This window comes from Cryobacterium sp. LW097 (assembly GCF_002205495.2).
Taxonomy (GTDB): Bacteria; Actinomycetota; Actinomycetes; order Actinomycetales; family Microbacteriaceae; genus Cryobacterium; species Cryobacterium zongtaii.
This window is the reverse complement of sequence record NZ_CP021992.1, coordinates 2,180,582-2,194,292: the sequence shown is the minus strand read 5'-3', so window position 1 is coordinate 2,194,292 and position 13,711 is coordinate 2,180,582. Positions and strand designations below refer to the sequence as shown.

General features: G+C 67.7%; 11 protein-coding genes. 7 read left to right on the top strand and 4 right to left on the bottom strand.

Annotation, left to right across the window (positions count from 1 at the left end):
* Nucleotides 1-2 precede the first annotated feature (2 nt).
* The 5 genes from B7495_RS10125 to B7495_RS10105 are packed head-to-tail and all read left to right on the top strand — an operon-like array spanning nt 3 to nt 3,529.
* Nucleotides 3-983, top strand: a complete 981-nt coding sequence (locus B7495_RS10125) for a phosphatidate cytidylyltransferase (protein ID WP_088456456.1) — start codon at nt 3-5, stop codon at nt 981-983.
* 46 nt (nt 984-1,029) lie between these two features.
* Complete coding sequence (locus B7495_RS10120; protein WP_240632194.1) at nt 1,030-1,578, top strand: DivIVA domain-containing protein; 549 nt, start codon at nt 1,030-1,032, stop codon at nt 1,576-1,578.
* Nucleotides 1,579-1,635: 57 nt separating this feature from the next.
* A complete protein-coding gene (locus tag B7495_RS10115; RefSeq protein WP_240632193.1) occupies nt 1,636-2,394 on the top strand; it encodes a lytic transglycosylase domain-containing protein in 759 nt (252 codons plus the stop codon).
* 55 nt (nt 2,395-2,449) lie between these two features.
* Nucleotides 2,450-2,749, top strand: coding sequence for a hypothetical protein (locus tag B7495_RS10110; protein WP_088456454.1), 300 nt, complete (start codon nt 2,450-2,452; stop codon nt 2,747-2,749).
* A gap of 51 nt (nt 2,750-2,800) precedes the next feature.
* Entirely contained in the window at nt 2,801-3,529 is a 729-nt protein-coding gene (locus tag B7495_RS10105) for an alpha/beta hydrolase (RefSeq protein ID WP_088456453.1), read from the top strand.
* Between the two features lie 104 nt (nt 3,530-3,633).
* Here B7495_RS10105 and B7495_RS10100 read toward each other — a convergent pair whose 3' ends face one another.
* Together B7495_RS10100 and B7495_RS10095 are read right to left on the bottom strand one after the other, a co-directional pair.
* Nucleotides 3,634-4,683 carry an AI-2E family transporter gene (locus B7495_RS10100; RefSeq protein WP_088456452.1) on the bottom strand — a complete coding sequence of 350 codons (1,050 nt, stop codon included), beginning with the start codon at nt 4,681-4,683 and terminating at the stop codon, nt 3,634-3,636.
* Between the two features lie 28 nt (nt 4,684-4,711).
* Nucleotides 4,712-6,325, bottom strand: a complete 1,614-nt coding sequence (locus B7495_RS10095) for a hypothetical protein (protein ID WP_088456451.1) — start codon at nt 6,323-6,325, stop codon at nt 4,712-4,714.
* A 269-nt stretch (nt 6,326-6,594) separates the two neighbouring features.
* On the opposite strand from B7495_RS10095, the gene B7495_RS10090 reads away from it, so the two are divergent.
* The gene (locus tag B7495_RS10090) at nt 6,595-8,403 is read left to right on the top strand and encodes a hypothetical protein (RefSeq protein ID WP_088456450.1); all 1,809 of its coding nucleotides are present in this window, start codon (nt 6,595-6,597) and stop codon (nt 8,401-8,403) included.
* Nucleotides 8,400-9,365 (top strand): tetratricopeptide repeat protein, encoded by a 966-nt coding sequence (locus B7495_RS10085; RefSeq protein ID WP_088456449.1) that lies wholly within the window; start codon nt 8,400-8,402, stop codon nt 9,363-9,365. The genes B7495_RS10090 and B7495_RS10085 overlap by 4 nt, the downstream gene beginning before the upstream one ends.
* A gap of 83 nt (nt 9,366-9,448) precedes the next feature.
* Here the strand turns inward: B7495_RS10085 and glgB are convergent, their stop codons facing one another.
* Complete coding sequence (gene glgB, locus B7495_RS10080; RefSeq protein ID WP_088456448.1) at nt 9,449-11,665, bottom strand: 1,4-alpha-glucan branching protein GlgB; 2,217 nt, start codon at nt 11,663-11,665, stop codon at nt 9,449-9,451.
* Nucleotides 11,662-13,635: a maltotransferase domain-containing protein gene (locus B7495_RS10075; protein WP_240632498.1), complete on the bottom strand. Its 1,974-nt coding sequence runs from the start codon at nt 13,633-13,635 to the stop codon at nt 11,662-11,664. The genes glgB and B7495_RS10075 overlap by 4 nt, the downstream gene beginning before the upstream one ends.
* Between the last annotated feature and the right edge of the window lie 76 nt (nt 13,636-13,711).

The following is a 13,711-nucleotide window of genomic DNA, read 5'->3' as shown; positions in this document are numbered from 1 at the left end:
GAATGACGGATCAGCCAGGGCCCACCCAGCCACCCCAGCGGGGTCGCGGCACCGGCCGCGCCGAGTTTCGGGCACAGGTGCAGTCCACCAAGGCCGACATCGAACGCCAGGTGCAGGCCACCAAGGCGCAGCTGGATGCGACGAACGAACGCATCGAGGCCCGCACAGGGCGCAACCTGATTCTGGCGACCCTGATCGGGCTGGTCCTGGGCGGCGCGATGCTCGTGAGCCTGATCTTCATCAAAGAGCTGTTCATGATCATGGCCTTCGTGGTCGTGGGGTTCACGGCCTTCGAACTGGCCGAGGCTCTGCGCCGGGGCGGCCGGAAGGTGCCCCGGATCCCGGTGCTGGCGTCGGCGGTGGCCGTCGTGCCCGCCGCGTTCTACTGGGGTGCCGGCGGCCAGTGGCTCGCCACTCTGGGCGGCATCCTGCTGATCACCCTGTGGCGGCTGGCCATGCTCGCCTTCCCCAGGCACCGCGCACCCCGCAGCGTGGTGCTCACCGACATCGGCGGCGGCTTCCTGATCCAGGTCTACGTCGTGTTCCTGGCCAGTTTCGCGGTGCTTCTGGTCACCCAGGAGGGCGGCCAGTGGTGGACGCTCGCGTTCCTGCTACTGGTGATCTCCGCTGACACCGCCGCGTACGCCGCAGGCCTCTCCTTCGGCAAACACCGGATGGTGCCGTCGATCAGTCCCAAGAAGACTTGGGAGGGCTTCGCCGGAGCGGCCATCGTGTGTGTGGTCGTCGGCATCCTGCTGGCCATCTTCATGCTCGGCGAGCCGTGGTGGTTCGGTCCGATCTTCGGTGTAGTGATCCTGATCACAGCCACCTTCGGTGACCTGGCGGAATCGCTGATCAAGCGGGACCTCGGCATCAAGGACATGAGCTCCTGGCTGCCGGGCCACGGCGGTTTCCTCGACCGTCTGGACTCCATCCTGCCGTCAGCGGCCGCGGCCTATGCGCTCTACCTCATCTTCGCCTGACCCGGCTGCTTTCGACACTCGGCGTCCGGTGGGGCAGAATGAGGCGGTGAGCACTACGTTTCCGCGAACCAGTAAAAAGATGCTCGGCTACAACCTCAAGCAGGTCGAGGAGTTCCTCGAGTCGACTCGACACGCGTACGACGATGCGGGTGGGACGGACCAGCTCACCGCAGCCGACATCCGTCACACGGCCTTCGCCATGCAGAAGGGCGGCTATTCGCCCAGCCACGTCGACGCCGCCCTGGAGCGTCTCGAGGACGCTTTCGCGCTGCGGGAGCGGGAACGCGCCACCGGCGAATCCGGCTCGCAGGCCTGGCTGGACGAGGCCCGTCAGACCGCGCAGGTGATCATCAACCGCCTCGGCCGACCGGCGGGTCACCGGTTCTCCCGCACCAGTATCTTCAGCACCGGCTACAACAAAGCCGATGTCGACCGCCTCGCCGCGAAGCTCGTCACCTACTTCCAGGACGGCCACCCGGTCACCGTCGACGATGTGCGCACGGCGGTCTTCCGCCCGCAGCGGACCGGCTACAGGGAGGCCCAGGTCGACCTGGTTCTCGACAGTGTCGTGGACGTGATGCTCGCCGTTCGGTGACACATCGCGTGTCGTTACCTGGCCGTTACCCGCGAAGTGGGTTAGGGTCTAATCATCGTGGGTAGACATCTCAACATTTCCGCGCCCGTTTCGGGCGCGATGCCGGTGAGCACACCGGGCACCAAATCGCTTCGTGCACCCTTCGGGAACCTGGCCGTGCAGACGCCCGCCCGGCCGATCCCGCGGAGCATGCACCGCCCGCGCTCACGCAGCCACGTAGCGCTGTCGCTGTTCGCATTCACCGCTGCTGCCGCCTTCGTGCTCGTCACCGTGGTCGACCCGTACTCCGGGGCGACGGCGTCACCGTACTTCCAGGTGCCCGGCGCCGCGTCCGACCGGTACAAGGGCGAGGCCGCTCAGTCCCTGCTCGTGGCCAGCACCGTGGCCAACGCTGTCGTCATCGACAGCTACACCATCAACGAACCCGAGCCGGAACCCGCACCGGCCCCCGTGGCCGCCGCGTCGACGACGTCGCCGGGCCCCGTCAGCGCCGCACCGGCTGCCGTCCCCGACCCGGGCTCCGCCCAGGCATACGCCTACGGCGCCGTCGCGTCCCGCGGCTGGGGCGAAGACCAGTACAGCTGCCTGGTGTCGCTGTGGAACAAGGAGTCCGGCTGGCGCGTCAACGCGATGAACTCCAGCAGCGGCGCTTATGGGATCCCGCAGTCACTGCCCGGTTCGAAGATGGCCTCGGCCGGCTCCGACTGGGAAACCAACGCCGGCACCCAGATCGAATGGGGCCTGGGCTACATCAGCGGCCGCTACGGCACCCCCTGCGGCGCCTGGGGCCACTCCGTCGACGTCGGCTGGTACTAGTCACCCGACCCGACCGGCCCAGCTGGGCCCTTCGAGCCAGGGTTAGACTTGCACCATGCCGCGCAGCAACCGCCCCAAGGGCCGCAGAGCCGGCACCGGCGAAGACGAGACCGACGATCTCTCACGCATGCTCGCCGGCTGGCGCCGCACCGAGGTGAAGCGCGACGGCGTGTGGCATGTGCAGCCGATCAGCGCCGCCCAGGCGGGGAAGACCTACCTCTGCCCCGGTTGCCTGCTCGACATCAACCCCGGAGTGGCCCACATGGTCACCTGGCGCGGCGACGGTGTGACCGGCGACGCGGCGGACCTCGCCGCCCGGCGCCACTGGCATCTGCACTGCTGGAAGATCAAGTAACCCGAGCGTTTCGCGCAGGCGTTCACCCCCCCCCCGACGAGGAGCACCACCATGGCCGGACCAGTCGAGATCCGCGGCGGCATCGACCTGCCCGCAACCCGCGAGCAGATCGAGCTGCACACCGACGACGGCCTCACCCTGGTGGGCGAGCTGGCCACGCCGGCGAGTCGGCCCGCCGTCGCCACCCTGGTCACCCTGCATCCGCTGCCCACGCACGGCGGCTTCATGGACTCGCACATCCTGCGGAAGGCCGCCGGACGGCTGCCGGCGCTGGCCGACCTCGCCGTGCTGCGCTTCAACACCCGTGGTACCAGTTCACCGCGGGGGACCAGCGGGGGCAGCTTCGGACACGGCGACGCCGAACGTGCCGATGTGGCCGCGGCCATGGCCTTCGTCACGGAGCGTGGCCTGCCTGACCCCTGGTTCGTCGGTTGGTCGTTCGGCACGGAACTGGCGATCAAGTACGGCCTCGACCACCCGATCCACGGCGCGATCCTGCTGTCGCCACCGCTGCATCGGGCAACGGATGCCGAACTGGCGGCCTGGGCGGACGACGAGCGCGAGCTCGTGGTGCTGGTGCCCGAACACGACGACTACCTCCGGCCCGAGGAGGCCCGCACCCGGTTCGCGAGCGTTCCGAACGCCCGACTGATCAATGTGGACGGCGCGAAGCATCTCTGGGTGGGGGAGAGCCAGACCCGCCGGGTGCTCAACGAGATCGTCGCCGCGGTGAACCCGGCAGCCGGCCCACTGCCGGAGACCTGGGCCGGCGAACGCTGAGCCGCCCGGCTCTGAGCGGCCGAGCTCTGAGCCGCCGCGTAAGCAACCGGCGGGCGTCCGGCGCTCAGGAGCACCGCGCCGCTTGACAGGGCGCTCCTGAGGCTTTACAGCTCGTTCTGGCGGGGGATCACGACCTGCTTGATGATCATGATGACCGATGCCGCGACCGGGATCGCGATCAGGGCGCCGAGGATGCCCAGCAGCGACCCGCCGGCGAGGGCTGCCACCACCACGACGGCGCCGGGCACGGCGACGGCGCGGTTCATGATGTTCGGGCTGAGAACGTAGGCCTCGAGCTGCATGTAGACCAGGTAGTAGATGCCCGCGACGAGCACGGTGAGCCAGGAGCTGCCGATACCGGGAATCGCGCAGGTGGCGACGATGATGACGGATCCGGTGATGGTGCCGACCAGCGGGATGAGCGAGAACAGGAACGCGATCACCGACAGCAGGGCGGGGAAGGGGGCGCCGATGATCGACAGGAAGATGAAGCTGAAAACACCGTTGCAGGCGGCCAGGGCGCCCTGTCCCACGATGAACCGGCCGACGGCCGTGGTGATCTGCTCGCTCAGGTCCGCGAAGCGTTCCCGCTTGGAGGCGGGGACCAGCTGGTAGGTGGCTCGCTTCATGGTGTTCAGTGACGCCGTGAAGTACAGGGTCAGGATCAGGATGATCAGGCCCCCGAACAAGCCGCTGACGATGGCGAAACCGGATTGGACGATGGTGGACGTGATCTCCGTGAGGTTGCCGCCGAGGTATTTCGTGACCGCCTCGACGATCTCCTGCACATCGAGGGCCGGGAACTGCTTCTGCAGGTCGACGAGGAAAGTCGCTGAATTCACCGACTTCACCAGGGCCGGAATGCGTTCAGACAGGTTGGAGATCTGGTCGGCGATGATCGGGACGATGGCGAAGATCACCCCGGTCAGCGCGCCCAGCACGGCGACGAGCACCGTGAGGATGGCGGCCCACCGCGGGAACTTCTTCTTCTCGAGCCACGAGACCGCCGGGTCGAGTCCCAGGGCCAGGAACAGAGCCGCCCCGATGTAGGTGATGATCGTGGACAGCGAGACGATCGAGCTCAGGATCAGCACCCCGAGGCCGACACCCAGGGTTCCCACCAGGCCGAGCCGGAAGGCGTTTTGGATCTTCACTGTTGTCTCCACTTGCTCGGCGTTGTGACTAGTCCTGGTCAGCGTTCACTTTCTCCGCCTGGGTCAGGACGCTGCGCAGGCTTTCGAAGTAGCCGGCGACCGACTCGCGCTCAATCCTAATCTGCGCCAGACGGTCTTCAGCGTCGTTGACGAGTTCACGCGTGCGTGTCTCCGCATCGGCGACGAGGGCCGCCGCGCGATCCTCGGCATTCCGCACGATGCGTTCGGCCTCATCGTCGGCCTTCGCCTTCGCCGTCTTCGCGTCGGCGCGGGCACCGGCATCCAGTTGTTCGTTGAGAGTGCGCAGTTCCACGGTGCGGGCGTTGGTGACGGCGAGCTGAGCCGAGGAGTCGTCCAGGTAACGCTGCGTCTGAGCGACGGCCGCCTGGTGACGGGCCAGGTGGTCCTGCTCGGCTTCGTCCCTGCGCGCCTTGAGCTCCACCTCGAGGTCGGCTCGGATCTGGTCGATTTCGCGTCGCAGCTTGGCCGCCTCGTGCTCGCCGCGCTTGCGGGTGGCGGTGAGATGGTTGTCCAGATCGATTCTGGCCTGCTCGCTGTCGGCGTCGAAGTCCGCCTTGGTCTGCTCGAGTTCCCGGGCGAGGTCGGCCCTGGCCTGCTCGATCTCGGCGGCGAGGTCGGCGTGCGCCTTGTCGAGGTCGCGGTTCACTGCCGCCCGATCTCGGTCCAGCTCCCGGTCGAGGTCGGTGTGCGCCTGCTCACCCTCGATGGTGAGATCCGCGCGAGCCTGTTCGATCTCCCGGGCGAGGTCGGTGCGACCCTGCTCGATCTCCACGGACAGGTCTGAGCGGGCTTGTTCGGTCTCGTGGGCCAGATCGATGCGGGCCTGTTCGGTCTCCCGGGCCAGGTCGATGCGGTCCTGTTCGGTCTCGGTGGCGAGGTCGATGCGGGCCTGTTCGGTCTCGCGGGCGAGGTCGGCACGCTGCTGGTCCAGTTCATGGGCCACTTCCGCGCGCGTCAATTCGGTTTCCCGGGTGAGACCAGCGGCGATTTCCCTCGCTTCGGTGGCCTCGCGCTGAGCGACGACCCGCACCTCAGCGGCCTCCCGTTCGGCCTCGGAGCGAATGGCGGCGACCTCACGCTTGACCGTGGCCCGGAGCTCCGCCGCCTCGGTGGCGACGGCGCCGCGGATCGCCGCGGCCTCCTGGAGGGCATCCTGGGTGAGCTGTTCGTGGGTCTGCCCAGCGCGGGTGAGCAGATCGTCTGCCTCGACCTGGGCATCGGTGAGCAGTCGGTGGGCCTTGACGGTGGCGTCGGACACCGTTCGTTCGGCGTGTTCGGAGGCTTGGCGCTTCAGCGCGTCGATCTCGGCGGATGCGGAGGCGCGCAGCTTCTCGGCGTCGATATCGGCCTGGGCGATGACCCGGGTTGACTGCTCCTCGGCGACCCGCAGGGTGTTCTCGAGCTTGGTGCCCAGCCCGGAGAAGGTGGGACTGCCGACCTCTTCGATCTCGGCATTGAGGTCGTCGATTCTGGCCCCCAGTCGTTTGACTTCCTTGGCCGACTCGGTGCTCTGGGCGTTGGCCTGGATCAGGTCGCGCCGAAGTCCCTGGATGGCCTTGTCGACCTCGTCCTTGTCGTACCCCCGGAATACCTGGGTGAAGTCAGCCTCGTCGGTCGCCACGTTGTCTCCTCATAAATGGGCCTGACCCCGAGTCAGATACGGACGGAGCAGACCGTGCAATTTTAGTGCCCGGACACTCTGCTCCCCATCCCGCCTTCGGGGGAAAGGAGGCTGTGGAGGGAGGGGAATCACGCGAAAAGCCGCTATTAGGCACCTCTCAGGAGCGTCCACTATCGTAAGACGTCCGTGTCTGTTGCTTCCCGGCCCCGACAAGCGGTGGCAGTCGTTGTGATTCGCAGCCATCGGCAGGCAACACAGGAGGGTTTTACGTGCGTTTCGTCTTTGCCATTTTGGCATTCGTCCTCGCCGCGCTGATGATCGCATTCGGCATCGCGCAGCGGACAGTCTTTCTCGAACCTGCTTCCACGAGCCTGAGCGCGACGGTCGACGACGGTGCGCCGTACGCGGTGATCGACGGCGCGGCCCTGGGCACGTTCCCCGGCAGCCAGACCATCACGGTTTCCGGCTCCGACAGCGTCTTCGTCGCCTACGCGCGTACCGCGGACATCCAGGCCTGGATCGGCGCTGACGAGTACTCGGCGGTGGGCCTCGATGCCGACACCGGGAAATTGACTGTTACCCCGGCGACGGGAACCGCCGTCACGCCGGCGGCGGAAACCGAAGCGGCCCCGCTGGCCACCGACCCTGCCGGCTCCGACCTGTGGTTGGAGGAGTACACCGGTGACCGGTCGCTGACCACCACGATCAGCGCGCCGGCCGGGATCTCGGTGCTTGTCGCCTCCGACGGGACCGCCCCGGCGCCGACGGATATCACCGTGGCCTGGCCGACGGACAACGCGACACCGTGGGCCGGTCCGCTGATCGTCGGGGGAGCTCTCATCGGTCTGCTCGGCTTCGTGATCTACCTGCTGGGCCTGTTGCACTTCCGCCGGTCCCGCCGTCCGCGGCGCAACGTGCCGCGCGGGCCGCGCATGCCCAGGCTGCCCCGGGCGCCGCGCCCCAAGACCATCAAGGCGAGCGAGATCACCGGTCCACGCCGGTCGATCGGCCGGTCCATGATCGCCGTTCCCCTCGTGCTGGTCTCCGGCCTGGTGCTCAGCGGATGTTCGCCGGAGTTCTGGCCGACCGCCGCTCCGGAGGCCGCCGCCACCGCAACGGCGACGCCCTCGTCCAGCGCCGAGGATATCGAGGCTCCCGTGGCCGACGAGGCTCCGGAGCCCGCTGTGACGGTGCCGCAACTCGAGCGCATCGTTGGCGACATTGTCGCGCTCACGGCGGAGGCCGACGCGAACCTGGATGCCGACAGCCTGGCCACCCGGTTCACCGGCCCCGCGCTCGAGCAGCGTCTGGCCAACTACAAGGTCCGCGCCGCTGATGCGTCGTACGCGGCGACCGTGGCGCTGCCGGATTCCCCGCTGACGCTGACGCTTCCCCAACAGACCGATGCCTGGCCGCGCGTGGTCATGACGGTGCTGCAGTCGGCTGATGAGGCCTCGGTGCCCACCATGGCGCTTATTCTCAAGCAGGAATCTCCGCGGGAGAACTACCTGGTCGAGTACGCCGTGCAGCTCGAGGCATCCGCCAAGGTTCCGAGTGTGGCCCCGGCCACCATCGGAGCACCGCTGATCGCCCCCGACAACAAGTTCATGTCGATGGCGCCCAACGCTGTTGGCCCGGCCTACGCCGACATCCTGCTGAAAGGCGAGGCGAGCCCGTCGTTCCCGCTCTTCGAAGCCAAGGGCGACACCGCCCGCACCCAGCTGGGCTTGGAGTACAAGGAGAAGCAGCTGTTGGAGCTTGAGGACACCGGCACGATGGAGTTCACCAATGCCGTTGGGAGTGGCGAGATCATTGCCCTTGCCACGAACGACTCCGGCAGTATCGTGGCCGTGAGTGTGAACGAGATCACCACGGTGACTCCCGTCGCGGGCAAGGCGACCATCACCCCGAAGGAAGGCCCGAGCAAGGCGCTCTCCGGTATCGAGGAGACCACCAAGGGCATCCAGAGCACCTATAGCGAGCAGCTCCTGTTCCACGTGCCTGCCGCCAATTCAACCGACAAAATCGTTCTCCTTGGCTTTAGTCAGGGACTGATCAATTCCGTGGAGCTTCCATGACCGTTGTCCCCCCAGCCGGCGCCAACCTGCGCGGCGCCGTCGACCTGTCCTCGCTCGTGAACCGCCCACCGGCGGCCGCGGCCGGCGTGAGCACCGGGACCGCGCCGGATGGCGCCGTCGCCGGTGTCGTTCCGGTACCGAATTTGGTGCTCGAGGGTACCGACACCAACTTCGCGGAGCTGCTGGAACTGTCGAAGATCGTGCCGGTGATTGTGGACCTGTGGGCCACCTGGAGCGAGCCGGCCACCCAGCTCACCCCGGTGATCGAGAACCTGATCAGGGAGTACAACGGCCGCTTCGTGCTGGCCACCGTCGACATCGACACGAACCCGCAGCTCGCCCAGGCGTTCCAGGCCACGTCGGTGCCGACCCTCGCCGCGGTGATCAACGGTCAGCCGGTTCAGCTTTTCGACGGGGTACTCCCCGTGGTGCAGATCCGCGAGGTTTTCGAGCGGGTGCTTGAGCTGGCCGCTCAGCACGGTGTGACCGGGGTGGCCGAGGCCGCCGAGACGCCCGCCGGCCCGCCGGCCGAGCCCGTCGAACCCGAACTGCCGCCGCATCACCGCGAGGCCTACGAGGCCATCGAGCGCGGCGACTACGCCGCCGCCATCGACATCTACAAGCTCGCCCTGGCCCGCGACCCCCGCGACACCATGGCCACCGCCGGTCTCGCCCAGGTCAGCCTGCTCGCCCGGCTGCAGGGCAAGACCATCGCCGAGGTGCGTTCGGCTGCCGCTGACGACCCGGCGAACCTGGACGCTCAACTCCTCGTGGCCGACCTGGACCTGTCTGGCGGACACATCGAGGACGCCTTCGACAGGCTGCTGGGCCTGTTCCCCGGCCAGGATGCTGCGGGCAAGAACGTCATCCGGCAGCGCATGCTCGAATTGTTCGAGGTCGTCGGCACCGATGACCCGCGCGTGCCGCCGGCCCGCAAACGCCTCACCGCGCTGCTCTACTAAACGCGGGAACGCGAAAGCGCCCGTGTGGCTGCCTCAGGCGACTGAGGCGACCAGGCGGGCGCTTTCGCGTGGCCTGAGCGATGTCAGCGGCGCAGGCGCAGCCAGAGGGCGCCGAGCGGCGGCAGGGTGAGGGTGGCGGATGCCGGCCGGCCGGCCCACGGCTCGGCGAACGCGGTCACCTCACCGAGGTTGCCGACCCCGGAGCCGCCGAAGTTCTCGGCATCGGTGTTGAGGATCTCCTCCCAGGCGCCGGGCAGGGGCAGCCCCACCCTGTAGCCGGTGTGCGGGGCTCCGGAGAAGTTGTACAGGCAGACCACCGGCGTGCCGTCGTGGTCCCAGCGCACGAAGCTGACCACGTTCTCCGCAGCGGCGCCGCCGTCGAGCAGCTCGAAACCGCCGGGTTCGTTGTCACGCTCCCAGAGGCTGGGCGTGTCCCGGTACACCCGGTTGAGCTGGCCGACGAGGTTGAACAGGCCACGGTGACCGGGCTGGTCGAGCATCCACCAGTCCAGTCCGCGCTCTTCACTCCACTCGGACCGCTGGCCGAACTCCTGCCCCATGAACAGGAGCTGCTTGCCCGGGTGCGCCCACATGAATGCGAGGTAGACCCGCACGTTGGCGAGCTGCTGCCACGGATCTCCGGGCATCTTGCCGATCAGGGAGCCCTTGCCGTGCACAACCTCGTCGTGGCTGATCGGCAGCAGGAAGTTCTCGCTGAACGCATAGACGAACGAGAAGGTGATCTCGTTGTGGTGGTATGCGCGGTGCATCGGGTCTTCGCTCATGTACTCGAGCGAGTCGTGCATCCAGCCCATGTTCCACTTCAGCCCGAAGCCCAGGCCGCCGCCGGAGGTGGCCGCGGTGACACCGGGCCAGTTGGTGGATTCCTCGGCGATCATGATGGTGCCGGGGTTGCGCTTGTATGCCGTCGCGGTGATCTCCTGCAGCAGGCTGATCGCCTCGAGGTTTTCCCGGCCGCCGAACTTGTTGGGTTCCCACTCGCCGTCCTTGCGCGAGTAGTCCAGGTACAGCATCGAGGCGACCGCGTCCACCCGGAGGGCGTCGATGTGGAACTCCTCGAGCCAGTACAGCGCATTGGCGACGAGGAAGTTGCGCACCTGCATCTGGCCGAAGTCGAAGACGTAGGTGCCCCAGTCCATCTGCTCACCGCGGCGCGGGTCCGGGTGCTCGTACAGGGCCTGCCCGTCGAAGCGGGCCAGGGCGAACTCATCCTTGGGGAAGTGTCCCGGAACCCAGTCCATGATCACGCCGATGCCGGCCTGGTGCAGCCGGTCGATCAGGTAGCGCAGGTCGTCGGGGTGGCCGAACCGGCTCGTCGGAGCGTAGTAGCCGGTGACCTGGTAGCCCCAGGAGCCCCCGAACGGGTGCTCGGACAGCGGCATGAACTCCACGTGCGTATACGCGAGTTCTTCGAGGTAGCCGATCAACTCGTCGGCCAGGGCCCGGTAGCCCAGCCCGGGCCGCCAGGAGCCCACGTGCATCTCGTACACGCTCATGGCCCGGTTGTGCGGGTCGGTGGCGCTGCGTTCGGCCAGCCAGGCGGCATCCTGCCAGGTGTAGGCGGTCTCGCCCACCACCGACGCGGTCAGCGGCGGCACCTCGGTGTAACGGGCCATCGGGTCGGCCTTCTGCACCCACTCGCCGGCCTGGGTGAGGATCTCGAACTTGTAGTTGGAGCCAGCGGTCAGGCCGGGCACGAAGAGTTCCCAGACGCCGGTGCTGCCCATGTTGCGCATCGAGTGCAGCACGCCGTACCAGCTGTTGAAGTCACCGATCACGCGCACGGCACGGGCGTGTGGCGCCCAGACCGAGAACGAGGTGCCGCTGACAGGCTTGGTCACGCCGGTGAAGGTGCGCACGTGGGCGCCCAGTACGTCCCAGAGACGTTCGTGCCGGCCCTCGCCGATCAGGTGCAGGTCGAGCTCGCCGAGCGTGGGCCGGTAACGGTAGGGATCGTCGCTGATCCAGGCCGGTCCGCCCTCGTAGTGCGCTTCGATCTCGTAGTCCTGCGGGCCGATGGTGCTGACACCCTGCCAGATGCCGTAGCCCAGATGGGACAGTTCGACGCGGGCGCCGGTGGACAGCACCGCGACGACCTCGATGGCCAGGGGACGCAGGACCCGGATGACCGTGATCGGGTCGGTGATGTTCGGCAGGTCCAGCAGGTGCTGGCCGAGCACCTCGTGCGGGTTGTAGTACGAGCCGACCGAGACCGTCTCGAGGATGTGCGCTGAGAAGGTGGGCAGTTCGTCGGCGGGTCGGCCGGTGGCGTGTTTCATTCGGCCAGTCCGTTCTGGTTCGGTGCCTGTGGGATCCGCACGTGCAGGATGTGCACGGGTTCGGTGAAGGCGTCCAGGCGCACGAAGTTGTCCGCGGACCAGGTCCACACGGCGCCGGTGATGAGGTCCTCGACCTCGAAGTGGGAGCCGAGGGGGAGACCGAACCTGGTCACATCCAGGTGCACCACGGTCTCACGCACCGAATGCGGGTCGACGTTGGCGACGATGATGAGCGCGTCGGTGCGACCGTCGTCGGTGAACTCACCGGACAGGTACTTGCTGTAGACGAGGATCGAGTCGTCGTCGCTGGAGTGGATGTCGAGGTTGCGCAGCTGACGCAGTGCCGGGTGGGCGGCACGGATGCGTCCCAGCTGGGCCAGGAACGGCGCCAGCGACCTGCCGAGCGCTTCAGCCTTCGCGAAGTCGCGGGGCCGAAGCTCGTACTTCTCGTTGTCGATGTTCTCTTCGGCACCGGGACGGGCGACGCTCTCGTACAGTTCGAAGCCCGCGTACAGGCCCCAGGTGGGCGCCGCCGTCGCGGCCAGGGCCGCACGGATCTTGAACGCCGCCGGTCCGCCGAACTGGAGGTACTCGGAGAGGATATCGGGAGTGTTCACGAACAGGTTCGGGCGCAGGAAGTCCGCGGTGTCGTGGGCCAAGTCGTCGAAGAACTCCTCGAGCTCGTCCTTGGTGTTGCGCCAGGTGAAGTAGGTGTACGACTGCTGGAAACCGACCTTGGCCAGGCCCTGCAGCAGCGCCGGACGGGTGAACGCCTCGGCCAGGAACACCACGTCGGGCGATTCCCGGTTGATGGTGCCGATCAGCCACTCCCAGAAGTCCAACGGCTTGGTGTGCGGATTGTCGACCCTGAAGATGTTCACGCCAACGCCGACCCAGTAGCGCACCAAGCGCAGCACCTCGGCACGGATGCCGGCGGGATCGTTGTCGAAGTTGATCGGGTAGATGTCCTGGTACTTCTTCGGCGGGTTCTCGGCGTAGGCGATGGTGCCGTCCGGCAGCGTGGTGAACCACTCCGGGTGCTCGGTGACCCAGGGGTGGTCCGGCGAGGCCTGCAGGGCCAGGTCGATGGCGACCTCGATGCCCTCCGTGCGGGCGGCGTCGAGGAAGAAGCTGAAGTCGTCAATGGTGCCGAGCTCCGGGTGGATGGCGTCGTGTCCCCCGGCAGCCGAGCCGATCGCCCACGGCGAACCCGGGTCGTTCTCGCCGGCGTCGAGGGTGTTGTTCGGGCCCTTGCGGAAGGACCGGCCGATCGGGTGGATCGGCGGCAGGTACAACACGTCGAAGCCCATCGCGGCGACGCCGGGCAGGCGGGCGGCCGCGGTGCGGAAGGTTCCGCTCTGCCAGCTGCCGTCTTCTCGCCGCACGGCGCCCTCCGAGCGGGGGAAGAACTCGTACCAGGAGCCGACGCCGGCGCGGGTGCGTTCGACCCGCACGGTGCGCTCGGCGGAGAACGAGTCGAGACTGGCGAGGGGGCGCACGACTGCTGCCGCGGCCAGGGCCGGATCGGTGACGACGGCCAGCCGGACCGCGAGGGGGAGCTTCGTATTGGCCAGGGTCTTGGCGGCGGCGGCGAACAGCCGACGTTCCACGGTGGGACGCTTGAGGTCCTTGCCGGCGGAGGCCAGCAGTGTCGAACCGATCAGGAACATCAGCTCGACGTCGATGCCGGCGGGGATCTTGATGGCGGCGTTGTGCACCCAGGTGGTGAAGTCATCCGCGTAGGCACGCACCCTGTAGGTGTACGAGCCCTGCAGGTCCAGGCGCACCTGGGCCTCGTACCTGTCGGTGCCCGGGGCGCCGGGGCGCATCGGATGCTGGGTCTGGGTGCCGTCCGGCGCCGTGAGATGCAGCATCACGCCGATGGCGTCATGCCCTTCCCTGAAGGCGGTCGCACCGAACGGCACGACCTCGCCGGCGAAAGCCTTCGCCGGCCAGAGATTGTCGTTCAGCTGCGGGGACAGGTCGAGGACGGGGATTCGACCGACTTTGGTCGGAACATCCGCGATGCTCGGAGTTGAGAGGGCG

What these genes read in the sequence shown, in the direction of transcription:
- B7495_RS10085 (WP_088456449.1), top strand. Translation starts at nt 8,400, where the DNA reads ATGACCGTTGTCCCCCCAGCCGGCGCCAACCTGCGCGGCGCCGTCGAC.
- B7495_RS10105 (WP_088456453.1), top strand. Translation starts at nt 2,801, where the DNA reads ATGGCCGGACCAGTCGAGATCCGCGGCGGCATCGACCTGCCCGCAACC.
- B7495_RS10125 (WP_088456456.1), top strand. Translation starts at nt 3, where the DNA reads ATGACGGATCAGCCAGGGCCCACCCAGCCACCCCAGCGGGGTCGCGGC.
- glgB (WP_088456448.1), bottom strand. Translation starts at nt 11,665, where the DNA reads ATGAAACACGCCACCGGCCGACCCGCCGACGAACTGCCCACCTTCTCA.
- B7495_RS10110 (WP_088456454.1), top strand. Translation starts at nt 2,450, where the DNA reads ATGCCGCGCAGCAACCGCCCCAAGGGCCGCAGAGCCGGCACCGGCGAA.